The 22,830-nt window shown below is 36.2% G+C and carries 20 protein-coding genes; 11 read left to right on the forward strand and 9 right to left on the reverse strand.

Annotation, left to right across the window (positions count from 1 at the left end; genetic code table 11):
• The first annotated feature begins 249 nt into the window (after window positions 1–249).
• From pbpC to M4I44_RS07525, 3 genes are all read left to right on the forward strand, one after another.
• The gene (pbpC, locus tag M4I44_RS07515; RefSeq protein WP_249966947.1) at window positions 250–2,625 is read left to right on the forward strand and encodes a penicillin-binding protein 1C; all 2,376 of its coding nucleotides are present in this window, start codon (window positions 250–252) and stop codon (window positions 2,623–2,625) included.
• 114 nt (window positions 2,626–2,739) lie between these two features.
• Complete coding sequence (locus M4I44_RS07520) at window positions 2,740–2,964, forward strand: DUF2798 domain-containing protein (protein ID WP_017497256.1); 225 nt, start codon at window positions 2,740–2,742, stop codon at window positions 2,962–2,964.
• 43 nt (window positions 2,965–3,007) lie between these two features.
• Window positions 3,008–3,580, forward strand: a complete 573-nt coding sequence (locus M4I44_RS07525) for a Crp/Fnr family transcriptional regulator (RefSeq protein WP_249966948.1) — start codon at window positions 3,008–3,010, stop codon at window positions 3,578–3,580.
• Window positions 3,581–3,759: 179 nt separating this feature from the next.
• Here M4I44_RS07525 and M4I44_RS07530 read toward each other — a convergent pair whose 3' ends face one another.
• A complete protein-coding gene (locus M4I44_RS07530) occupies window positions 3,760–5,304 on the reverse strand; it encodes a ribonuclease E/G (RefSeq protein WP_017497253.1) in 1,545 nt (514 codons plus the stop codon).
• Between the two features lie 396 nt (window positions 5,305–5,700).
• Window positions 5,701–5,991 (reverse strand): HU family DNA-binding protein, encoded by a 291-nt coding sequence (locus M4I44_RS07535; RefSeq protein ID WP_007805026.1) that lies wholly within the window; start codon window positions 5,989–5,991, stop codon window positions 5,701–5,703.
• Window positions 5,992–6,131: 140 nt separating this feature from the next.
• Between M4I44_RS07535 and mutY the strand changes: the two genes are divergently transcribed.
• From mutY to gldD, 4 genes are read left to right on the forward strand one after another with little or no spacing between them, the layout of a single operon-like run.
• Window positions 6,132–7,178 carry an A/G-specific adenine glycosylase gene (gene mutY, locus M4I44_RS07540; protein ID WP_249966949.1) on the forward strand — a complete coding sequence of 349 codons (1,047 nt, stop codon included), beginning with the start codon at window positions 6,132–6,134 and terminating at the stop codon, window positions 7,176–7,178.
• A 37-nt stretch (window positions 7,179–7,215) separates the two neighbouring features.
• On the forward strand, window positions 7,216–7,656 hold the full coding sequence (locus tag M4I44_RS07545; RefSeq protein ID WP_017497251.1) for a single-stranded DNA-binding protein: 441 nt from the start codon (window positions 7,216–7,218) through the stop codon (window positions 7,654–7,656).
• A 23-nt stretch (window positions 7,657–7,679) separates the two neighbouring features.
• On the forward strand, window positions 7,680–8,975 hold the full coding sequence (locus M4I44_RS07550; RefSeq protein WP_249966950.1) for a gliding motility-associated protein GldE: 1,296 nt from the start codon (window positions 7,680–7,682) through the stop codon (window positions 8,973–8,975).
• 2 nt (window positions 8,976–8,977) lie between these two features.
• Window positions 8,978–9,538, forward strand: coding sequence for a gliding motility lipoprotein GldD (gene gldD / locus M4I44_RS07555; RefSeq protein ID WP_017497249.1), 561 nt, complete (start codon window positions 8,978–8,980; stop codon window positions 9,536–9,538).
• A gap of 273 nt (window positions 9,539–9,811) precedes the next feature.
• Here the strand turns inward: gldD and M4I44_RS07560 are convergent, their stop codons facing one another.
• Both M4I44_RS07560 and M4I44_RS07565 read right to left on the reverse strand, forming a co-directional pair.
• The gene (locus tag M4I44_RS07560) at window positions 9,812–10,273 is read right to left on the reverse strand and encodes a VOC family protein (RefSeq protein ID WP_249966951.1); all 462 of its coding nucleotides are present in this window, start codon (window positions 10,271–10,273) and stop codon (window positions 9,812–9,814) included.
• A 119-nt stretch (window positions 10,274–10,392) separates the two neighbouring features.
• On the reverse strand, window positions 10,393–10,770 hold the full coding sequence (locus M4I44_RS07565; RefSeq protein WP_017497247.1) for a heavy-metal-associated domain-containing protein: 378 nt from the start codon (window positions 10,768–10,770) through the stop codon (window positions 10,393–10,395).
• A gap of 103 nt (window positions 10,771–10,873) precedes the next feature.
• Between M4I44_RS07565 and M4I44_RS07570 the strand changes: the two genes are divergently transcribed.
• A complete protein-coding gene (locus M4I44_RS07570) occupies window positions 10,874–11,740 on the forward strand; it encodes a DMT family transporter (protein WP_249966952.1) in 867 nt (288 codons plus the stop codon).
• A gap of 479 nt (window positions 11,741–12,219) precedes the next feature.
• Window positions 12,220–12,453, forward strand: coding sequence for a hypothetical protein (locus M4I44_RS07575; protein WP_202702531.1), 234 nt, complete (start codon window positions 12,220–12,222; stop codon window positions 12,451–12,453).
• 295 nt (window positions 12,454–12,748) lie between these two features.
• On the opposite strand, the gene M4I44_RS07580 is transcribed toward M4I44_RS07575, so the two are convergent.
• Window positions 12,749–14,797 carry a pitrilysin family protein gene (locus M4I44_RS07580; protein ID WP_249966953.1) on the reverse strand — a complete coding sequence of 683 codons (2,049 nt, stop codon included), beginning with the start codon at window positions 14,795–14,797 and terminating at the stop codon, window positions 12,749–12,751.
• Window positions 14,798–14,808: 11 nt separating this feature from the next.
• Entirely contained in the window at window positions 14,809–16,131 is a 1,323-nt protein-coding gene (locus tag M4I44_RS07585) for a pitrilysin family protein (protein WP_017497243.1), read from the reverse strand.
• A 273-nt stretch (window positions 16,132–16,404) separates the two neighbouring features.
• Here M4I44_RS07585 and rplU point away from each other — a divergent pair, with 273 nt between their 5' ends.
• Both rplU and rpmA read left to right on the forward strand, forming a co-directional pair.
• Window positions 16,405–16,839: a 50S ribosomal protein L21 gene (gene rplU / locus M4I44_RS07590; protein WP_070905843.1), complete on the forward strand. Its 435-nt coding sequence runs from the start codon at window positions 16,405–16,407 to the stop codon at window positions 16,837–16,839.
• Between the two features lie 24 nt (window positions 16,840–16,863).
• Entirely contained in the window at window positions 16,864–17,124 is a 261-nt protein-coding gene (gene rpmA / locus M4I44_RS07595) for a 50S ribosomal protein L27 (protein WP_017497241.1), read from the forward strand.
• A 276-nt stretch (window positions 17,125–17,400) separates the two neighbouring features.
• On the opposite strand, the gene M4I44_RS07600 is transcribed toward rpmA, so the two are convergent.
• The 3 genes from M4I44_RS07600 to M4I44_RS07610 form a co-directional block, all read right to left on the reverse strand.
• Window positions 17,401–19,077 (reverse strand): serine hydrolase, encoded by a 1,677-nt coding sequence (locus tag M4I44_RS07600; RefSeq protein WP_249966954.1) that lies wholly within the window; start codon window positions 19,075–19,077, stop codon window positions 17,401–17,403.
• A 75-nt stretch (window positions 19,078–19,152) separates the two neighbouring features.
• Window positions 19,153–19,965, reverse strand: coding sequence for an AraC family transcriptional regulator (locus M4I44_RS07605; RefSeq protein ID WP_249966955.1), 813 nt, complete (start codon window positions 19,963–19,965; stop codon window positions 19,153–19,155).
• Between the two features lie 85 nt (window positions 19,966–20,050).
• Window positions 20,051–22,807: an AsmA-like C-terminal region-containing protein gene (locus M4I44_RS07610; protein WP_249966956.1), complete on the reverse strand. Its 2,757-nt coding sequence runs from the start codon at window positions 22,805–22,807 to the stop codon at window positions 20,051–20,053.
• Window positions 22,808–22,830 lie beyond the last annotated feature (23 nt).

Raw genomic sequence — 22,830 nt, forward strand, 5'->3', positions numbered from 1 at the left:
ATAGCAGAGAGACAAAGCAATTCTCGAATCTAAATTATTATAAATTAATTCGAGAATTCGTGGCAAAAAAATCGGTGTTAATCTGTACAATCTGTGGCTAATAAACTTTGCGTATTTTGTAGTAAAATATAGTTTCACGCAGATTTTACAGATCAGGCAAGTAAAATATAATCTGCCAAATCTGCGAGCAAAAAAACATTGCGGACTTAGCGAATAACGTAGCGACTTCGCGGTTAAATAAATATTACGTTGAAAAATAAACTTATCGCGTTTTCACAACGCATTATAAACTGGATTAAAAAGAATAAAATAAAATCAGCAATTGCATTTGTGCTCTTGCTGATTTATTATTTCTCCATTCCCCGAACATTGTTTAAAGAGCCGTACTCAACGGTTATCGAAAGTAAAGAAGGAGAACTGTTAGGAGCTAAAATTGCTCCTGACGGGCAATGGCGTTTTCCGGCGCAGGACAGTGTACCGGATAAATTCAAGAAATGTATTGTTTATTTTGAAGACGAGTATTTCTATAAACACCCCGGTTTTAATCCGGTTGCGATGGTAAATGCCATCAAACAAAACCAAAAAGCTGGAAAAGTAGTTCGAGGCGGAAGCACACTGACACAACAAGTCATCCGATTGTCCCGAAAAGGAAAAGGAAGAACCTATTTTGAAAAATTGATCGAAATGATTCTCGCTACGCGATTGGAATTGGGATATTCTAAAGATGAAATTCTCGAGTTGTATGCGGCCCATGCTCCGTTTGGCGGAAATGTTGTCGGGCTCGAAATGGCTTCGTGGCGTTATTTTGGCGTGCAGTCCAATCAATTGTCGTGGGCAGAAAATGCTACACTGGCAGTTTTACCTAATGCGCCGAGTCTAATCTATCCCGGAAAAAATCAAATCAAATTATTAAACAAGCGAAACCGACTTCTTCTTAAACTGCATAAAGAAGGCGTAATTGATCAGCAAACGTATGAACTTGCCATTGAAGAACCTTTGCCTCAAAAACCGTATGATTTGCCTCAGATAGCCCCTCATTTATTGCAAAGAGCCTCTAAAGATCAGGAAGGAACAAGAGTAAAGACTACGATTGATTATGCGCTGCAAAACAGAGTCAATCAAATTGCCAGATACTATTACAATCAATACAAGCAGAATGAAGTGCACAATCTGGCTATTCTGGTCATTGATGTTTCCAATCGAAATGTAATCAGTTACGTGGGGAATGCGCCAACCGATAAAGATCACCAAAAAGATGTTGACATTATTGATGCACCCAGAAGTACCGGGAGTATCTTGAAGCCTCTTTTATATGCCGGAATGCTGGACGATGGTGAATTACTGCCGAATACTTTAGTTGCCGATATTCCAACGCAGATTGCAGGTTACACTCCGCAAAACTTCAATCTGACTTTTGACGGAGCGGTTCCGGCACACCGGGCTTTGTCACGTTCCCTCAATATCCCGTCGGTTTTAATGCTGCAGGAGTTTGGCGTGAATAAATTTTATGAGGAATTGCAAAAATTTAAATTGAAGGATATCAATAAAACACCCGATCATTACGGATTGTCACTTATTTTAGGAGGGGCCGAAAGCAATTTGTGGGATTTATGCCGAACGTATGCAAATCTGTCTTCCACATTAAATTATTATGTTAAGAATCAGGCACAATACCGAACGAATGAATTTACGGAATTAAATTATAAGAGCAATTTTGAACCCGATTTTGGCTCAGAAAGTGATCAGAAGAACATCTTAGGTGCCGGATCAATTTGGGCAGCTTACAATGCCATGGAAGAGGTCAACAGGCCGGAAGGAGACGAAGCCTGGAAGTTTTACGATAGCTCTCTTAAAATTGCGTGGAAAACCGGAACCAGTTTTGGTAATCGCGATGCTTGGGCAATTGGTACAAATTCAAGATATGTAGTAGGAATCTGGGTTGGGAATGCAACAGGTGAGGGCAGGCCTACTTTAACAGGAGTTACAAGTGCGGCACCGATTTTATTTGATGTTTTTAATTTACTGCCAAGACAAAGATGGTTTCAAACGCCTTATAAAGATTTAGCAGAAGTTGAGGTTTGTCGTTTAAGCGGCTATTTGGCTAAAGACGGCTGTCCGAAAATAAAGCAATGGGTTCCAAAAAAAGGGAAATCGACTAGTGTTTGTCCGTATCACAAAACGGTTCATCTCGATACAACCGGACAATTTCAGGTAAACAGCAGTTGTGAGAGTATTGATAATATTGTGACAAAAAACTGGTTTGTTTTACCACCGGTTATGGCATGGTATTACAAGAGCCAGCATATTGAGTACTTGCCTTTGCCTCCGTTTAAAGAAGGTTGTCAGGGTACACAAACCACAACAATGGATTTTATCTATCCCAAAACCAACGGTAAAATTTATTTAACCAAAGATTTTAATAGCAAGGTTCAACCCGTGATTTTAAAAGTAGCCTATTCCGAAAGAGAGAAAGAGCTTTTTTGGTACATAGATGACGTTTATAAAGCCACCACAAAAACGTTTCACGAATTACCGGTTGCGCCAACTTCGGGAACGCATTATATCACAGTAGTAGATGCTTCCGGCAATGAAATCAGACGGAAAATTGAGATTGTGAGGGAATAAGATTTTTATAAAGAATCTAATTCTGGTTTGAAAAGTGTTTTTTGATTTATATCAAACTTTATACTTTTGGGTTTATACATCTTTGTGTTCAATTAATATTAAATAAATTTTAAAATGAACAAAAAGTATTTTAAGTACATCAACACATTGTTTGTTGTAATTCCAATGACATTGATTATGGCATTTGTAGGGTTAATGCGGAATTATGGATTTGGGGAAGATTGGTTTTTAAAGTTTCTGAAAGCTTGGAGTGTGATGCTGCCGGTTGCCTATATTGCAGCCTTTATCATTATTCCAAATGCCAGAAAACTAGCAGAAAAGACAACTGCAGGATCCTAATCTGTAGTGTGTTTTTAGGTTTACAATTAGAAGAAATTAAGAAATGAAAGAGCAGCTCGCAAATTATATCAAAAGTATTATAACGGTTACCGAGGAAGAGCTGGTTGTAATTCTTTCTTACTTTAAATCTTCAACTGCAGAAAAGAATGAACTATTAGTGGCTCATGGGCAAACCAACCAACGAAGTTTTTTTGTTGGTTCCGGTTGTTTGCGAATCTATTTTATTACTGAAGATGGTCAGGAAGCAACACGATATTTAGCGTTCGAAAATAATTTTGCAACAGCATTGTGCAGCTTTATTTCAAACGAGCCGTCTTTAGAATTTATTCAGGCGTTAGAGTCAACGGAACTGCTATACATTTCGAGTAGCGATTTTTATTATCTATTGGAAGTTATTCCGGCCTGGGAGAAGTTCTATCGTTATTATTTAGAAAAAGCATATGTAAATAATACCAACAGACTTATGTCTTTCCTTACTCTTGATGCAACAGAAAGATACAAACAGCTAATGAGTATAAATCCTCAAATTATTCAGCGTTTATCCAATCGAATAGTAGCAACTTACCTTAATATTTCACAAGAAACATTAAGTAGGCTAAAATCTAAGCGTTACTAAATTTTTACAAGATTATTGCGTATACGTGTCCGGCTGAGCGAAGTCGAAGCCCTTTTTTTTGGTGAGGAAGCCTTCGACTCCGCTCAGGCTGACTGTCGTATCCAAAATGTTTTTTTTGGGAATACGTAAAAAAGCGCACAAAAAAACCGCCAGTCTTTCGAAAGGCGGTTTTTGTTTTTTTATTCTGAAATAACATTTCCTTTTTTATCATAGAAATGGTATTCTAAGTACGTGTAAGCGTCACGAGGTATGATTTTCACCCATTTCTTATGTTCAAAAAACCATTTTGAACGTAATGATGGAAAACCTTTACTGAGGTATGCAGCCACAAACGGATGTACATTAAGCACGACTTTTTTGTGGGTTTTTAGAATTCTATCTAAATCAGATGAGATTTTATCAATGATTAAAATTGGCGCTTCAATTTCGCCATGTTCATTGTTTGGATCTTCTTCTCTGGTTTTAATATTAACTTCTGGTCTTACGCGTTGTCTCGTAATCTGAACTAAACCAAATTTACTAGGCGGCAAGATTTTATGCTTTGCTTTATCGTCGCTCATTTCTTCTCGCAAGAAGTCGAACAAAACCTTCCTGTTTTCTGGATTAGACATATCGATAAAATCAACTACGATTATTCCGCCCATATCACGCAAACGAAGTTGTCTGGCAATTTCGGCAGCGGCAATCATATTCACTTCCATGGCAGTGTCTTCCTGGTTGGTTGCTTTATTCGAACGATTTCCGCTATTTACGTCTATAACGTGAAGAGCTTCAGTATGTTCGATAATAAGATAAGCACCTTTACTCATGGAGACGGTTCTTCCAAAAGAAGTTTTGATTTGTCTCTCTATATTGTATTTCTCAAAAATTGGAGTGTCATTTGATTGATAAAACTTAACAATCGATTGTTTTGAAGGGGCAATTTCTTGCAGATATTCCTTCGTTTGATGGTACAACTCTTCATCATCTATTTGAATACCACTAAAGGTATCGTTGAAAACGTCTCTTAATATTGAAGAAGCTCTGTTGAGTTCTCCTAATACTTTTGAGGGATGATGAGCAGTTGGTAATTTTTTACACATTGCAGTCCATCTGCCAAGCAGGTTCTGCAAATCTTTTTCTAATTCGGCTACGTTTTTGCCTTCGGCTACTGTGCGAACAATAACACCAAATCCTTTAGGTTTGATCGATAGAACAAGTTTTTTTAGGCGATCCTTTTCTTTTTTGTCTTCTATTTTTTGAGAAATAGAAACACGGTCAGAAAACGGAACGAGAACAATAAATCTTCCTGCCAGTGAAAGCTCAGCGCTTATCCTTGGGCCTTTGGTCGATATAGGTTCTTTTACAACTTGAACTAAAACAGATTGATTGGCACTTAAAATATCAGTAATGATGCCATCTTTGTCAATCTCTTTTTCAAACTGAAAGGTTTTTAGGGAGAAATCTTTTATTTTACCTGCGCTTACAAGTTTTATGAATTTCAGTTGGGAAGCTAAGTTTGGACCTAAGTCATGATAATGTAAAAAAGCGTCTTTTTCGAAGCCTACATTTACAAAAGCAGCATTAAGTCCGGCAACTGGTTTTCGGATTTTAGCAATAAAAATATCACCAACCTGAAAGTTGCTTTTCTCTTCTTCTTTGTGTAATTCAATTAGTTTTCCATCTTTTAATAAGGCAAAATCTACGGCTTCAGAACTAGATCTAATGATTAATTCTTTATTCACACTGTAAATTTTTATCCGAACTTTCTAGCAATAGGCAGTAGGCAGTAGGCAGTAAGCAAAATAAATTGCTTAAAGCTTAAAGCTTATAGCTTAAGGCCTAATTGTAAGGATGGATTAAACAATATTTTTAACAGGTATTGAACCCGGGGAAAAGAAGATTAATAGAGAACAGAGTACAGAAGATAGATTTTTACGTCTATATTCTATTTTCTTTTCTCTTTCGTCTTTTTTCAATTTCAATGAACGTTTAAAAAGAAAAAAGTAGTTTAAAACTACTTTTTCTTCTTGTGACGGTTAGCTCTCGCTCTTTTTTTACGTTTGTGAGTAGCTACCTTATGTCTCTTTCTTTTTTTACCACTTGGCATATCGTGTCGATTTTATAATTAATTAATAGTATTACTTTGCTTCGTTATTTGTTTTTACTCCTTCTACAAAAACTTTTGCAGGTTTAAACGCAGGAATATTGTGTGCTGGAATTTTGATAGTGGTGTTCTTAGAAATGTTTCTACCAGTTTTTTCAGCTCTTGTTTTTACAATAAAACTTCCAAAACCTCTTAGGTAAACATTGTCTCCAGTTTCTAGTGAAGTTTTAACTTCTTCCATAAAAGTTTCAACTGTTGCTTGAACATCTCCTTTTTCAAGACCTAGTTTCTCCGAAATTTTCGCTACGATATCTGCTTTCGTCATTTTCTTTCCTATTTTATTTTATAAATGGTGTACTATTTTTTTGAGTTTGCAAATATAAGAATTAAAAAAATAATTAATCAAGCTAAATCGTTAAATTTTAATTACATAAACATTTACTTTTGTATTCTAAGTATTTTGCAATGAATTTTTCTAACGTGTTGATAAAATGGTATTTACAAAACAAACGTGATTTGCCATGGCGTAAAACGACCAATCCATACCATATTTGGCTCTCAGAAATTATGTTGCAACAGACTCGAGTTGCGCAAGGAACACCCTACTTTTTTGCTTTTACGAAGGAATTTCCTACTGTATTTGATTTAGCAAATGCTTCAGAAGAACAGGTTTTGAAACTTTGGCAGGGATTAGGCTATTATTCACGTGCCCGAAATTTGCATAAAACAGCTCAATATGTTGCCAATGAGCTCAACGGTGTTTTTCCTCCTAACTATAAAGAACTTTTAAAATTAAAGGGTGTTGGAGAATACACGGCTGCAGCAATTGCCTCCTTTTCTTATAATGAGACTGTTCCTGTAGTGGATGGAAATGTATTTAGAGTGCTTTCTCGTTATTTTGATATTGAGTCTGATATTGCTTCGCCTGCAACTAAAAAAGAGTTTACCGAACTGGCTTATGAATTAATGCCAAAGGAGAACCCTGCTATTTTTAATCAGGCGATAATGGAGTTCGGAGCTTTGCAATGTGTGCCTAAAAGTCCTGATTGTGCGGTTTGTGACTTTAATGATAGCTGTGCAGCATTACAGAAGAAAAAGGTAGCCGTTTTGCCGCTTAAGTCTAAGAAAATTAAGGTAACTAATCGTTTCTTTAATTATCTCATTGTAGAAGACGCTTTAGGAAATACCATACTTCAGAAAAGAACGGCAAAAGGAATCTGGCACAATCTGTATGAGTTTCCGCTTTTGGAAACAGATAAAATCGTAGACTTTGATGTAGTTTTGAAAGCAGTCACAGACACTGTTTTTACATCGTATACAATTATAGGTATAGAAGATTATCCAGAAAGTACTGTTATTCATAAACTTTCGCACCAACATCTGCACATACAGTTCTGGAAGGTTAAAATTGAGGGTTTAATAGAAAATGGCTTGAAAGCCAGCGAATTAAATGTTTTTCCTTTTCCAATTGTGATTCACAATTTTCTGGAAAAGCAGGAAATAATTTGCTAAAATAATGTATCTTTGGGATAAATACCACTAACAAACTATGAACGGAACATTAAATAAAGTGATGTTAATCGGCCATTTAGGCGATGATGTAAAAATGCATTATTTTGAGGGAGGAAACTGCATCGGGCGTTTTCAATTGGCTACAAACGAAGTTTATATCAATAAAACGACCAATGAAAAAATTACTTCAACTGAATGGCATAATTTAGTTGTGCGCAATAAAGCGGCCGAAATTTGCGAAAAATATTTGTCGAAAGGAGACAAGATATTTATTGAAGGACGTATAAAATCACGTCAATGGCAAGCTGAAGACGGTACTACAAAATATACCACAGAAATTCAGGTGACTGAGTTTACTTTCTTGAATACCAAAAAAGAAACCGGAAATCATAAACCTAATCAGGACAGTGAGTCGCCAAAAAACACTAACTTTGACGCAGCAAATGAAGGCTTACCTATAAACGATCTGCCTTTTTGAATGTATAACTAATTCTTTTTAATTTGGACCCGGAGCCCAGTTTGTTTCTTAATACGACAGTAGACATCAATTTGATAATTGGCTTTGTCGGAATATTTATTTTGCTGTTTTTATCAGCGATAGTGTCAGGTGCCGAAGTGGCACTTTTCTCTTTGTCTCAAAAAGATATCGACGACACCTTGCAGGAGAATCATTCAAAAGGAAAAATTATCTCCAGACTTTTAGATAGGCCTAAGAAACTTCTCGCAACCTTATTAGTTGCCAATAATCTTTTTAATATCGCAACAGTTATTCTGTTTTCCTTTATAGGTCAGAATATTTTTGGAGCCATAGAGTCTCCGGCTCTCAAGTTTATTCTCGAGATTGTTCTGGTTACTTCGCTAATTTTGTTGTTCGGAGAAGTACTCCCTAAAGTTTATGCCAGCCGTAACAATATAAAATTTGCAAAACGTACCGCCTATCCATTGGCTGTATTAGATAAATTACTCACGCCAATCAGTTTGCCGATGCGAAGTGTTACATTATATTTGCATCAGAAATTAGGGAAGCAGAAGAATAATTTCTCTGTAAATCAACTTTCACAAGCCTTGGAATTGACAGATTCAGAAGGTACGTCAACAGAAGAGCAAAAAATACTGGAAGGGATCGTGTCTTTTGGTAATACTGATACCAAGCAGGTAATGAGCCCGAGAATTGATATTTTTGCTTTAGAAATGTCAGAACCTTTTTCCGGGATTTGTCCTAAAATAATAGAAAAAGGTTTTTCGAGAATTCCGGTGTATCGTGACAATATAGACCAGATAGAAGGCGTTTTGTTTGTCAAGGATTTGTTGCCGCATATTGATAAGGAAGAATTTGACTGGACCTCTTTAATCAGAAAAGCATTTTTTGTTCCGGAGAACAAGAAGCTGGATAATTTATTGAAGGATTTTCAGAGCCTTAAAAGCCATTTGGCGATAGTGGTGGATGAATATGGCGGAACGTCAGGATTAGTTTCTCTGGAAGACGTTATTGAGGAGATTGTAGGGGATATTAGTGATGAGTTTGACGACGAGAATCTGAATTTCTCTCAGATAGATGAAAAGAATTTTCTTTTTGAAGGAAAAATTAATCTCAAAGATTTTTACAGAATCGTAGCGGTTAATGAAGAAATCTTTGAATCGCATAAAGGTGAAGCCGAGACATTGGCCGGATTCATTTTAGAGATTTTGGGTAATTTCCCTAAAAAAGATCAAAAAATAGCGTTCGAAAACTGTGTTTTTACGATAGAAACAGTTGATAAGAAACGTGTAAAACAAATAAAAGTAACAATAGATTAAGAATGCTAAAAAAGACCATTTCACTAGCAACAATTTTACTGGCATTGACTGTTTTAAGTTGTAAAGATGATGTAGTGCCAAAACCTGCCGGTTTCCTTCGTTTGGACTATCCTGAAGCCAAATATGTGGGTTTTGAAAACAATTGCCCTTTTACTTTTGAAATGAATGAAGCGGCCGTAATCAAAGGAGAGAAAAATTGCGGATTTGCAATTACCTATCCAAAAATGAAAGCTACAATTTACCTTACTTATAAGCCTGTACAGGGAGATATAGTGAAATTGCTCAAAGATGCTCAAAAGTTAACCTACGAGCATGTTATTAAGGCAGACGATATTTTAGAACAGCCCTATTTAAACCCTCAAAAAAAGGTTTACGGAATGTTTTACCGCGTAGACGGAAATGCCGCTACAAACTCACAATTTTATGTTACAGACAGTACAAAACACTTTATAACAGGATCGGTTTATTTTTATGCGAAGCCTAACTTTGATTCGGTTATGCCGGCTGCGAGTTACATCAGAAATGATATGCAAAGACTGATGGAAACATTAAAGTGGAAATAAAAGATACACTCAATTTTATACTGCCCTCAAAAAGTTAAATACTATTTGGGGGCATTTTATTTTTAAGGTTTTTAAAGAATTAAATTTTGCATCAATCCGAAAGAACCTGTAGGGGACAAGTAGTAAGCGTAAATATCGAAGTCCATCGCTCTGAAAGAGCCTCAGCAATAGCATGGCGCAACGCGCTATGAAATAAATTAAAGGTAAGTATTGACCTGAAGGGGCAAAAGCAGATTTACACGATATGGATTCCGAATTTTATTTTCCACAAACTCAGGAAGCAGAAAAAGCATCATTCATAAATTGTTGAAGTCCTTCTTCTTCGAGAATTTCAATCGAGAATTCTCCAAAACGTTTCGGAAGCCATATAATTCTAACGCCACTTGGAGAGTTAAGGCTTTCTCGTGACAGTGCATTTCCGTTCTCGTCCTCCGGCTGCACACCTGATTGTACCAATTCATCAAAAGCGGCTTCGATATCGGGAGTGGAATAGCAGTGACGATAAATTGTTCCTTCGCCTTTTGTCTCCAATAAATTTTTTAGATTGCCGGAAAAAGGCTGTACCAGCATAAACCGTTCCTGGCCAATTCTTACAACGGCATATACAACGTGTAACTCATCTCTCTCCCAGGTGAATTTTTTTGAGATCTCTGCTCCGAGGATTTTCGCATAATAGTCGCATGCCGATTGCAGATCGTTAACTAAGATGTCTATGTGGCTAAATTTAAGTTCCATTGTTTTTTAGGGCTGTATTGAAAGATGATTCATAAAAAAAAACAGCAGCAAGCCTGAGTTTACTACTGTTTAAATATTTATTTTTTTGTCAGTCTTTTTAAAACTGAACAATCGTCAAATTACGATTTAATATCTAAAACTTTATAGGTTTTGCCGTCTCCGGTTGCCTGAACTGTCTTGGTTAAATTTTCCTGATTTTGAACCGTTTTGTCAAATACAACAGTAGCTGTTTTTTTCTCAAAATCAACCGTTGCTTTTTCTACACCGTCAAGATTCGATAATTCTTTTTCGATTGTTTTGGCACATCCCATTGCACAAGTCATTCCTTCGATTTTAAAACTTGAAGTCTGTACATTTTCAGCAGCAATTGCTTTGTGTTCTTTTGGAGCTGATTCTATATTTTTTATGTTAGCCAGGTTTTTATCTTCTTCTTTTTTGCAGCTTACCAGTACTAAACCTGCAATAGCAATCGAAGCTATGATTCTTGTAAATTTCATATTTTTAAGATTTTAATTTGCGAAAAAATGTTCTTTGCAAAATTAGTAAAAAGGAAGAGGTCAATTCGTAAAATTATTACAAATTTGCACTAAAATATGTTTTATGGATGCAAAACAATTAAAGTGGGCCTATTTATTGGTGCTTTCACTAATCTGGGGAAGTTCTTTTATTCTTATCAAAAGAGGTTTGGTTGGACTCACAGCGGTTCAGGTAGGTTCGTTCCGGATTATTTTTGCAGCTTTATTTTTATTGATTGTTGGGTTCAGAAGTTTGAAGAAGATCTCCCGCCGTCAATGGAAATTTGTCGCCATAACGTCTTTCTTCGGAACTTTTATACCGGCTTTTCTTTTTGCCATTGCCGAAACTGAAGTTGACAGTTCAATCGTAGCCATTATGAACTCGCTTACCCCTTTAAACACCTTGGTTTTAGGGATACTTATTTTTGGAATTCAATTTCAAAAAAGACAGGTATTAGGTGTTTTTATTGGTTTGGTGGGGTGTTTATTGCTGGTTTTAAGCGGAGCATCTTCGCATCCGGGGCAAAATTACTATTATGTGATTCTGGTGGTTATCGCAACGCTTAGTTATGCAATAAATGTCAATCTGATTAAAAAATACTTATCCGATTTAAATTCGCTCAGCATCACAACCGGAAATTTTGCGGTATTACTTATTCCGGCTTTGCTTATTCTGAGTACGACCGATTTTCCGCAAAGAATAAGCCTTGAAGTTACACAGCATTCTATTTTGTTTGTTATGATTTTAGGGGTTCTTGGAACTGGAATTGCGAATGTTTTGTTTTTTAAATTAATCCAAATTTCATCACCTGTATTTGCAACTTCGGTAACGTATTTAATTCCAATCGTGGCATTTTTCTGGGGGCTTTTGGATAACGAAATGCTTACACCAATTCAGTTTTTTGGTGCTTTTATAATTTTAATAGGTGTGTATTTATCGGCTAAAAAGTAGATTTCCGGTATGAAGTGCCATTTTGGTTTTTGATCAAATTTTCTTTCAGGAGCTAATCCCGTTATTCGTTCCAATCTTTTGTGGCGAACCCCGCCACAAAAGGATTTCCACTTCTATCGGGGCTAGGACAATTATTTTCATCTGAATATTTTTGTTAAGTTTGTCGTTTTGAAGCTGGAGGGACATCGAAAAAACTTATATCCGTATGGTATGCTGGTGGTATTGGAAACAGCCGCAACGCGTTCTTAACTGCGTAGGACAGCTAAGTCATACGGGTTAATATTTAATTTATTAAAGAAAATTCGTACTTATTTAATTGAATTTAGGTATCTTTGAATTCCTAACTGTTCTAATTATGATTTACGAAAAAAACTTTGCCCGTGCAATATGGTGGCGATATTGGAAACAATCGCAACGCTTTGAACAGCGTAGGACACCTAAAGTGTGCGGGCTTCCTAATTTCCTAACTGTTCTAAATTATGAGTACAAACACCCTTTCGAAAGAAACAGAATTGAAGTTGATTGATTTCTTCAACAAATCGGTAGATCCTGAATTTATGGCAAAGACCATTCGAAAAGTAAATTATCTGCTTGCCTTAAGTATGATGAGAGAATGTGAAACATTTGAAACAGACAAAACAAGCCTTGAAAATGGCTTTTACTGGCTGAATGAATTAGCAGAAATTTTAAGTCCTTATTTAGAGGTTGAATGATTAAAATTAGAAAGGCTGTCGTAACTGACAGCCTTCTTTTTGTTTTGTCGCCCTGAGCGGAGTCGAAGGGCGCACCAATTGGAATGGGGGGCTTCGACTTCGCTCAGCCGGACAAAGCTTTGACTTCGTTTGGTCTGACAAAGCTTTGTTTTGACTCAGTTTGACAAAGCTTCGACTTCGCTCTGTTTGGTAAAAAAAGAAAAGGCTTAGTCAAAGTTTTAAACTCTGACTAAGCCTCAAAAAAATCTTAGCACCTTAGTATCTTAGCATCTCAGTATCTTAGCATCTCAGTATCTTACAAGAAATCTGCCTCAGAAACTCCTTCGTTGATCTTGATATCAGACATTTTAATATCTAACTCAAAACCTACATTCTGAACGATATTGAAAGGGATTTTAACTCCTTTTACGTCTTTATAATCGTTGAAGTTGGTAATTTGCGTTGCTGATTTTCCGCCTTGTTCACGAACTTTTGCTTCGGCAAGTTTCAATCCTGATGCAACGTCATAGAAATAAGTTGTTTTACCGTCTTTGATAGCGTAGGCATCTTTACCGTTTATTGGTTCGATACTTTCTACTTTTAAGTCGGTTCTTTTTACAAGTTGAAGCTCTTCAAACGGAGCAGCGCTGGCTTTCATTTCGGCAAGATCATTTCCTTCAAGGTTTTTGCGCTGTCCTTGTTGCTCGATATAAGCGCCTTTATCATTTACAACCTGTTTCATTAAATTCATTGGTCCCATCGCAAGAGATACCATCATTTTTCCTTTTGAATCTAATTTAGAAGTAAAAGTCAATGGGGAAGGAGCTTGAGGAATAGTAGTAGATCCTGTCATCGAAAGTGTTTTTACGGTTGCAACTACTTTTTCTCCACCAATTGCTTTAAGGTAGTTTTCGAAAACAGTTTTGGCAGTAATTCCGGCTGGAACTTCTTTTTTAGTTACTGGTTTTTCAACAGGATTTCCGTATTTATCGAAGTAGAAAATCGGAATTTGAAGTTTCTCTAAACCTGTTAGCACATCAGATCCCTTTCCGGCAATTACGATTCGCATATTGTCCAGCATGAAATATTTGTTGGCAACACGATAAACATCATCGGCAGTAACACTGTTGATGGTTTGAATGTATTTTTCGTAGAAATCGGCAGGAAGTTTTTCTGTTTCAATGTTTAAAGCATATCGTGCAACAGTTTGTGGTTTTTCAACCTGCATTACAAAACGTCCAATATATCCCGCTTTTACATTTTTTAAAATATCTTCAGAAACTTTTTCAGTTCTGATTCTTTTGATTTCTTTTACAAATTCTACCACTGCGCTATCCGTAACCGTATTTCTAACGGCAGAAGAAGCTTTGAATTTAGTTACATATTTTCCTCCTTCGATACTTGATCTTGCGCCATACGTCCAACCGTGTTTTTCACGTAAATTCATGTTCAGGTAACTGTTGAAATCACCACCTAAAATTTGATTTGCAATCACAGCAGGGAAGAAATCAGGATCGCTCATTCTCAAATTCACCGTATTCACCAATGAAATTTCAGATTGAACAGCATTTGGAACGTCAACAAAATCAATTTGAAGTTTAGCAGCATTTTCAGGAGCCGGATAGGTGTTTTTTGGCGTAGCCTGTTTTTTCCATCCGCTAAAAAGTTTTTCTACAGCAGCTTTCGTTTCTTTAAATTTAACATCACCTATGATTACCAAATAAGCATTTTCAGGAACAAAATAGGTCGCATAATTAGACTGAACATCAGCAAGAGTCACATTTTTTACTGTTGCTTCTGAAAGATATTCTCCGGATGGATGGTTTTTTCCAAACGCTAAAACGTCAACAACTCTGCTGGCAATTGCCGGAACACTTTTCTCGTCGGCTTTAAGTCCTTCGATTAATTTTGCTTTTTCTTTATCAAATTCTGATTGTGTGAAATTGGGTTGTAAAGCTCCTTCAGCTAAAAGCTCCAGAACACGTCCAGAATATTTAGAAAGTGAACTTCCGGAAGCTCCTGATGAAGAAAAATTAATATTTGCTCCGTAAAAGTCGATTTCTTCGTTAAAAGCTTCTTTCGTTATTTTTTTAGTTCCGTTACCAATTAAGGCGCTTGTTAATTCGTCAACCCCTTTTTTGTTTCCTTCTGCAAAAGGAGCGTTATCAAGGGTTAGAGTAAAGCTTACTCTTGGTAATTTATGATTTTCAACCACCAAAACTTTCATCCCGTTCGCCAAAACAAAAGTTTGCGGCTTTTTGATGTTGACTACAGGAGAATTGCCTGGTTTTGGTTGTGGGCGGTCTTGTGCTTGCATAATTCCAGTTAGGAATAAAAGGATTAAAAATGTATGTATTTTTTTCATGATTCGATGACTTAGTTTTGAGCTTTAGTTGAAGGAATATAGTCTAAAATTAAACGCTGGTTAGGGTTTAGGTATTTTTTTGCTACTTCTCTGATCTCTTCTCTGGTGATAGAGTGATAAAGGTCGATCTCGGTATTTATCAAATTAACATCTCCGTAAAGCAGATAGAAAGAAGCCAGATTTTCTGCGATTCCTTCTACTGTCGAATTGGCATTCACAAAATTATTATCGAATTTGTTTTGTAATTTTTGATAATCTTTTTCAGAAATTAAGTCCGTTTGAATTTTTACAATTTCTTCGTCCATTTCTTTTAAGATGTCTGCTGTTGTGTTAGGAGCCATTGGTAAACCATATAATATGTACATTCCATAATCTTCCTGACTAAATCCTACTGCTCCAATCTGAAGCGCCATTTTTTTGTCGTCTACAATTTTTTTGTACAGTTTAGAGCTTTTTCCATCACTTAAGTAAGAAGAAATCAAATCCAGAACTCTCGCATCTCTGGTTTTCATCGATGGTGTTCTGTATGAAGCAACTACCATTGGAATCTGAATGTTCGGATCTTCGTAAGTGGCTTTTATAGTCTGATTGATCGGTTCTTCTACATAAGTTTGTTTTTTTAATTCTTCTCCTTTTGGAATTGGAGCAAAATATTTCTGAATCCATTCTTTTGTTTTGGCTTTGTCAAAGTCACCTGCCACCACTAAAACGGCATTGTTTGGGGTGTAGAATTTTTTATTAAAAGCCTGAAATTCTTCAAGAGTTGCGGCATCCAGATCCTTCATGGAGCCAATAGTGGTCCAGCGGTACGGATGTTTTTTGAACATGTTTTCTTTTACAACCGGCAAGATGTTTCCGTAAGGCTGATTGTCATAACGGAGTCTTTTTTCTTCTTTAACCACTTCATTTTGAGTGTCAACTCCAATTTTATTGATAATCGGATGCATTAATCTTTCCGATTCCATCCATAAGCCAAGTTCTAAGTTGTTTGAAGGTAAAACTTCGTAGTAATAGGTTCTGTCGTCAGTAGTGTTGGCGTTGTTTACACCTCCATTAGCAGTAACAATCTTCATCCATTCGCCGCGTTTGATATTTTTAGTTCCTTCAAATAATAAATGTTCAAAGAAATGTGCAAAACCCGTTCGGTCCGGACGTTCGTCTTTTGATCCTACATGGTACATAACCGAGGTAATCACAACCGGAGCAGAAGGATCATTATGCAAAATTACGTGCATTCCGTTGTCTAAATTGTATTCTTCAAAAGCTACCTTTTGAGCATGAGCCACTCCGCCGAGCATTAGTGCCGCACTTAACATAATGATTGAATTTTTCATAAAGATTAATAAATTTATATTTACCTAATAAATAGGTAGTCAAGAGTTGATTATCGTTACACCAAAAATAGTTTTTTTTAATTAGCATTTAGGGAAATAGGGATGAAATGATTAAATTTTAACAGTATTTTACTTCTAAATAGCTTTTTTGGAATGAAGAAACGTCTTGAAAAACAGTTATAAAGCAGAAATAAATATTTTTAGAATAAGGGATTGCACAGTAAATTATTAGTTGTATATTTGCAACCTTAAAAATCAATAAATCAATTTGGTATGTATGCAATCGTAGAGATAGCAGGGCAACAATTTAAAGTAAGCAAAGACTTAAAGGTTTATGTTCACCGTTTGGCTAACGAAGAAGGTTCAAAAGTTTCTTTTGACAAAGTTCTTTTATTAGACGATAACGGAAATGTAACTTTAGGCGCCCCAGCTATAGAAGGTGCTTCAGTAGAAGCTAAAGTGTTACAACACTTAAAAGGAGACAAAGTTATCGTTTTCAAAAAGAAAAGAAGAAAAGGATACAAAAAGAGAAATGGTCACAGACAATATCTTACTCAAATTGTAATTGAAGGTATTACTGCAGCTGGTGGAACTAAAAAAGCAGCAGCTAAAAAAGCGGTTGTAGCTGAAGAAGTATCTGCTGAAGCAGAAGCTCCAAAAGCAAAAAAAGCAGCTCCAAAAGCAAAAAAAGAAGCTACTAAAGAATAATAACAATATTTAAACTCATACGTCATGGCTCACAAGAAAGGTGTCGGTAGTTCGAAGAATGGTAGAGAATCAGAATCAAAACGTCTAGGCGTTAAGATTTTTGGTGGTCAAGCTGCTATTGCTGGGAACATCATCGTTAGACAAAGAGGTTCAAAACACAATCCAGGTGAAAATGTTTACATCAGTAAAGATCACACACTACACGCAAGAGTAGCAGGAGTTGTTAAGTTCCAAAAGAAAAAAGATAACAAATCTTATGTATCTATCCTTCCATTCGAAGCATAATCATTAGATTACTTATTACAAAAACCCGTTCATCTTTGGTGAACGGGTTTTTTTGTGGGATGATGAAAGGTTAAGTTTCAGGTTTCAGGTTTCAAGTTCAAAGTTTCAAGTTCAAAGTTTCAAGTTCAAAGTTTCAAGTTTAAAGTTTCACGTTTCAGGTTTTGAATTTTAATCTAAGATCTATAATTGACATCATGCAATTGATATCCCGATGTCCGGCTGAGCGAAGTCGAAGCCCTCGCTCAGCCGGACTCGGGATCTATGTTTTAGGGGGCGCTACTTTTGTTTATTTGATAGTATTGCTGGTAAAATATAATCTTGTACAATGGTATCGGCTTGTGCGTGCCCATAAGGTTTGTTGTATGCTTTTGAGGTAATGATTACTACAAGCGGAAGATTTTTGAAAATCATAAACTCATTCCCTCCATTACCGGCGCAATAATAGGTTTCGTAAGGAGTGTTTTTAAAAGAGAAAGTTTTGTTCCAGAATAAGTAGCCATAGAATTCATTTTGTCTTTCCGGAATCTGAATTTGGTGCGTAAGGGTTTTTTGAATCCAATCGGCAGTTAAGATTTGTTTGTCCTTCCAGAGACCGTTATTTTGATACAACTGTGCATATTTTGCGTAATCCAGAGAAGTCATTTGAAGGCTTCCTGCAGTATTCGCTACTTTTTGAGGCGTATATTGCCATTGATAGTGGGTGATGTTTAAAGGCTTAAAAAGTTTTTCATCGGCATATTTTTCTAATCCTCCGGGAACAGATTTGTGAATGATGTCGCCCAATAAAACGACACCGGCTGTAAAATAATCCCATTGACCGCCATTGGTTTTGGATTTGTCCATAGGTAAGTCTAAAGTAAATTTCACCCAATTATCGCTAGGGTACATGTTTTCTTCGTTCCCGGGGGAATCGCTATTTTGATCGGATCCTTCAAAAGCAGCACTCATGGTGAGTAAGTCTTTTATTTTTACGTTGTCTTTTTTGGAGTTGTAATTTGCAAAACTCTTTAAATCATAGAATTGGTCTAATGTCTGATTTTCGTTTTTAAGATAGCCGTCGTTTATGGCAATTCCGGCCAAGGTTGATGCAAAAGATTTTCCTGCCGATCGGGTGTCGTGTAATGTGTTTCGGTTAGCATCATTAAAATATTCTTCAAACAGTAGTTTTTTATCGTAGACGACAACGATACTTGTGATTTCCTTCAAATTGTAGCTGGCAATAGCAGCATTGAGTTTTTCAATTTTCTTCTTGTCAAAAGCAAAATTCGAAACTTCCCAGTCGCTGTTAGGCTGGATAGGCTGAACTTCGATTTGTTTGGCTGTTAGTTTCGGAGCTTTTAAGATAAGCTGAACTTCTCCTTTTGCAATTAAATCGCCAGTTTTAATCTCATTATTTTTATCGGATTTAAGGTAAGGACGAATTTCTATTTTTAGTTTGTGCTTGCCGTTGGTTAGGGCTTTTTCTCCGCCATTAAGTTTGAATCTTTCCCACAAATAAATAGACCACCAGTCTTCTTTTTTTGTACTGGTTAAAGGAACTCTAAAGGTTGTTGAAGTGTTTTTACTGCCTGCTGATCCAAAACTGCATCCGTAGTTAAGATTTTCGGTGTAGAGCAGTTTATTGTCGATGTAAAAGGCAAACTGAAGATTTCCGGTTGTTAGAAGTTGATCTGCGGATAATTCAGGATTCAATTGGTGCAGGTAATTGATGACAGAGTTGTTCATGAAAACTCTGATATTCAAATCGGATTTGTAGGTTAGCTCAAAAGATTTCAGAATATCAGATTCTTTATACTGCTCCAGAGGAATGTTGCCCTTCATAAAAGTAACTTTACCAATGTTGTTTTTATGCAGTTCGGTTGTAATCTCATCGGGTTTGAACAGATTATTGTTTTGTGCCGAAATTATGCCATTGCAAAATAGTAAGGCAAGTAAGAGAAAGTGTTTTGTCATTTGATTGATTGTAAGATTGAAAGGCAAAGTTAGTCTGCAATAAATTCTAAAAATTGTACAGGATTAACATCTGACTTATTTTTGGAACAGTATTTTTTTGTGTTCGGAAGGATTCAGGCCGTTTATTTCTCTAAAGGATCTGGTTAGGTGGCTCTGGTCAGAGAAGCCGCATTCGTATGCGATTTCGGTTAAGGATTTGCTTTGAAGGGCGATGAGCGAGAGTGCTTTTTCTACTTTTAATTTTCGTATGTACTCTCCCAGATTGCAATGAAAATACTTTGAAAAATCTCTTGAAAGATGAATAGGGTGGATGCCTAGTGTTTTAGATAAATAATCAAGTGTAATGGTTTCGGTAAGCTGATCGTGAAGGATTTCATCAATCATTGTAACCCATTTAGGATTTTTATGTTTGATGGATTCAAAATCACCATTTAGTTTGGATAAGATTTCAATTAACAGGGTTTGTGTAGAAAGGTCAAAGTGAAAATCATCAATTTTGGTCGCTCTGAAAATTTTATACATCAACAGTTTGATGTCGGGGTTTAGGACAGTTGTGCTTCCTTGCAGGTTGTTGCTGTTTAAGGTGAGGTCGTCAAACCATTTTTTTTCAATTTCAAGATGAAAACCTCTGGTAAAGCCTTCCGGTTTAATGTTGTAGTGTGGTTCTTGCCAGTTATGAAACAAGAGGCTTCCGGGAGCGCAATTGTAAACCTCTTTTTTGTTTCCTTCAATTACATTTCCCTGCAGGATAAAAGTGAAGTAAGCATGCTCATGATAATGCCAGTCTACTGTAGGGTGTGTGTATACGGTATCAGTCAACGTTATTCCTTCAAGAGAAATCGTTTTGTTGGTCTGGCCGTAAAACTCTCCTTTTTTAGATTGTTTCATGAGTACGTTGCATTGCTATTCAAAACTATAAATATAATTTGATTTAAAACAAAAAACCTGCTCATAATGAACAGGTTTTCTGATTTTATTCTTCGGTATCTTTTGTTTCTTCTAAATTTTGAGATTTTCTTCCCACTTTTATTTTTGGATTATCCTGAGTTCCGGTAATGGTTAACGGAATTCCAAAAATTCCTAACGGAGGAAGACCCAGACGCATTTTTAGGTTTAGTTTTCCGTCCAGACTTGTGGTACCTTCGATTCTTGGTCGGAAGCCTGCAAATTTAAACTTAAAACGTTCTACCGTCATGATGTTGTTTTTGATGGTAGTTTTAATATCTACCTTCGAAAGATCCGGATTTTTAATTGACTCTGTATTGGTTTGTTTGCTTACCGCGCTAAACATTTTTAATCCGCGAACTTTTACATCTTTTATTGAAAGTGTTCCTCCACCTGCAAGCGATGGATAAACCGGAGACATATTGCTGTTTAAACGTCCTTTTAATTGGTAATCTAAAGAAACAATTCCTTGTGCTTTTTCGGCAGCGCTTGCCATTTTTCTAAAGACTTCAATTTCGTTATAGGCTTTTTTGATGTCAAAGTCAGAGGCTTTAATCGCATAGTCAAAATTGGCCTTTTTAGGGGTTATTGCCTGATAATTGGCATTCATGCTAACATCACAGCCAATTAGATTGAAACCGGTATTCTGCATGTTCAGTTTACCTTTGTTCATGCTTAGATTTCCAACAGCATTTAAAAGATTCAATTTGTCAAAATTTACTTTTTGAGCGTTGGCCGTAAACTGCAGATTCAAATTGGCAGGAATTATAATTACACCGGTTTGAGCTGGCTGAGTTTGAGGCTTGGTCTCTGTCGTGGTTGCTGTAGCAGCAGTATTTGTTGTGGTACTTGACATAAATTCGTCCACATTGATATATCGTGAAGTCGATTTAAAAGAGCCTTTTAAAACACCGGTATTGGTAGTAGCATAGTTGAAAACGTTCTGCAGGTAACCATTTAACCTGAAATCAGATTGACCGTAGGCAGCCAAAAAGTTATTGAAGGACATTTTATCTTGATTGATTTTGAAAATACCTTCTTTGATGATGAATTTCTTCGGAAGATATTCAGAAGTTATTCCAATATTTCTAAGTTCAAGTGTTCCTTTGTTGTACAGCTTGCGGTAATTTCCTTTCTCGGCATCGCTTTGTTTTCCTTTTAAAACCAAATCGGCTTTTACGAAACCGTCCAGATCAAGTCCTTGCTGAGAGAAAACTTTGTAGATTTTGTTTACGTCCAGTTCTCCTTTGGCTTTGATGTTGTAAGCCAAATCATTAAAATTGCTAAGATCGGCTTCTACGAAAACAGGTTTTCCTTCAAAAGTAAACTGAGCAGGTTTTAGGTTTATTTTTAAATCATCAAAAGTCCCTTTAGGGTTCTCAATCTTAGATTTGATGGTGATGTCTGTGATCGGATTTGGGTAATAAGGTGTTTTTAGGTAACCGTTAACCAAGTCAATAGTTCCGTTGGTAACGGGAAGAAGTTTGTTTTTTAAATCAAATTTTCCGTTAGCTTTTACGTCTCCTGCCAGATTTCCTTTTAAAACAATATTCGGAATTCCAAGTGCCGACATTAATTTTCCAAGATCAATTTTGGCCTTAAAATCGGCGTTAATATCCGGGGTTTTTATGCCTTTTACGTAAAATTTTGATTTCAGATAATCCTGCTTGATGTTTAAAGACAGATTTTTGGCATCGACAATTAGCAGATCCGGATTTAAAGACGGAACTTTTGTTTTGATCTCTAAATTTAAATTGGAAACCGGAAAAGCACTTTTGTTATAATTGACAAATCCGCTGTCTATTTTCACATCCAGATTAAGATCCGGTGCAATGTTCTGTGCGGCAATATAGTCTCCTTTTAAGGTTAAAAGCAGGTTGGTATTTCCTTTTAATTCTGTTTTCGACAGCCAGGTAATGTATTTTGGAGGGAAGGCGGTAAAAACATCGTGTAAATCACTGTTGTCTGATTTGATCACAAAATCCATATTATAACCGTCTTTCAGGAAGTCGAATTTCCCTATAAAGTCGACCACAAGATCATTTATTTTAAGGTTATTCTGTTGGAAATAAAAGGACAGGGAGTTGACGTTGACTTTTGTAATCAAATCAGCGTTCACTTTTTTATTCATTAAATAAGGTTCATTTTCATAAACAATATTCAATTTTTCAATTTTCGCTTTCGAATACAAATCAAAAACAGCTTTGTTTAGATCGCCTTTTCCTAAATAATCAAATCCGAACGCATCAAAATGGATTTTGGTTGATTTGTCATCGTAAACAATTTTACTGTTTAAAATTTCAATCCGTTCCAGTTTTAAAGCGGTTTCGGTACTGTCTTTAGGAGTTTCGGTCTGAGAATTTGACTTGTAAATATTGTAATTGGCTTCTCCTTCTTCGTTTACTTTTACATTAATAAAGGAATCTGATAAATAAATCTGATCGATTTTTACCTCTTTGCTGAAAACCAGACTGGCTACATTGATCCCAAACGAAACTTCTTTCGCGGTGATGAATTTTTCTTTTGTATAAGGTGCCGATCCGTTAAGGTGTAAATCGCTTAAAGTTAAAGTAAGCGAAGGGAAATGTTGAAAAAACGAAACCGAAACATCAGAGTAATTCAATTCTGCACTCAGCTTTTCGTTAGCGGTTTTTTTAATTTGTTCCTTGATTTGATCTTCAAAAATAATGGGAGTAAGGAATAGTAGTCCTATAATGACAACAAAGGTAATCCCAAGGTATTTGGCCGTTTTTAGTAAAATGGTCTTTATTTTATTTGTAGACATAACAAGTTGTGGTATTTATAGGT

It is taken from the genome of Flavobacterium sp. B183 (assembly GCF_023539155.1).
GTDB classification, from domain to species: Bacteria; Bacteroidota; Bacteroidia; order Flavobacteriales; family Flavobacteriaceae; genus Flavobacterium; species Flavobacterium tructae.

Excerpts from the sequence above, each read along its gene's own strand:
- M4I44_RS07520 (WP_017497256.1), top strand. The coding sequence starts at position 2,740 with ATGAACAAAAAGTATTTTAAGTACATCAACACATTGTTTGTTGTAATT.
- M4I44_RS07525 (WP_249966948.1), top strand. The coding sequence starts at position 3,008 with ATGAAAGAGCAGCTCGCAAATTATATCAAAAGTATTATAACGGTTACC.
- M4I44_RS07535 (WP_007805026.1), bottom strand. The coding sequence starts at position 5,991 with ATGACGAAAGCAGATATCGTAGCGAAAATTTCGGAGAAACTAGGTCTT.
- mutY (WP_249966949.1), top strand. The coding sequence starts at position 6,132 with ATGAATTTTTCTAACGTGTTGATAAAATGGTATTTACAAAACAAACGT.
- M4I44_RS07545 (WP_017497251.1), top strand. The coding sequence starts at position 7,216 with ATGAACGGAACATTAAATAAAGTGATGTTAATCGGCCATTTAGGCGAT.
- gldD (WP_017497249.1), top strand. The coding sequence starts at position 8,978 with ATGCTAAAAAAGACCATTTCACTAGCAACAATTTTACTGGCATTGACT.
- M4I44_RS07560 (WP_249966951.1), bottom strand. The coding sequence starts at position 10,273 with ATGGAACTTAAATTTAGCCACATAGACATCTTAGTTAACGATCTGCAA.
- M4I44_RS07565 (WP_017497247.1), bottom strand. The coding sequence starts at position 10,770 with ATGAAATTTACAAGAATCATAGCTTCGATTGCTATTGCAGGTTTAGTA.
- M4I44_RS07570 (WP_249966952.1), top strand. The coding sequence starts at position 10,874 with ATGGATGCAAAACAATTAAAGTGGGCCTATTTATTGGTGCTTTCACTA.
- M4I44_RS07575 (WP_202702531.1), top strand. The coding sequence starts at position 12,220 with ATGAGTACAAACACCCTTTCGAAAGAAACAGAATTGAAGTTGATTGAT.
- M4I44_RS07580 (WP_249966953.1), bottom strand. The coding sequence starts at position 14,797 with ATGAAAAAAATACATACATTTTTAATCCTTTTATTCCTAACTGGAATT.
- M4I44_RS07585 (WP_017497243.1), bottom strand. The coding sequence starts at position 16,131 with ATGAAAAATTCAATCATTATGTTAAGTGCGGCACTAATGCTCGGCGGA.
- rplU (WP_070905843.1), top strand. The coding sequence starts at position 16,405 with ATGTATGCAATCGTAGAGATAGCAGGGCAACAATTTAAAGTAAGCAAA.
- rpmA (WP_017497241.1), top strand. The coding sequence starts at position 16,864 with ATGGCTCACAAGAAAGGTGTCGGTAGTTCGAAGAATGGTAGAGAATCA.
- M4I44_RS07600 (WP_249966954.1), bottom strand. The coding sequence starts at position 19,077 with ATGACAAAACACTTTCTCTTACTTGCCTTACTATTTTGCAATGGCATA.
- M4I44_RS07605 (WP_249966955.1), bottom strand. The coding sequence starts at position 19,965 with ATGAAACAATCTAAAAAAGGAGAGTTTTACGGCCAGACCAACAAAACG.
- M4I44_RS07610 (WP_249966956.1), bottom strand. The coding sequence starts at position 22,807 with ATGTCTACAAATAAAATAAAGACCATTTTACTAAAAACGGCCAAATAC.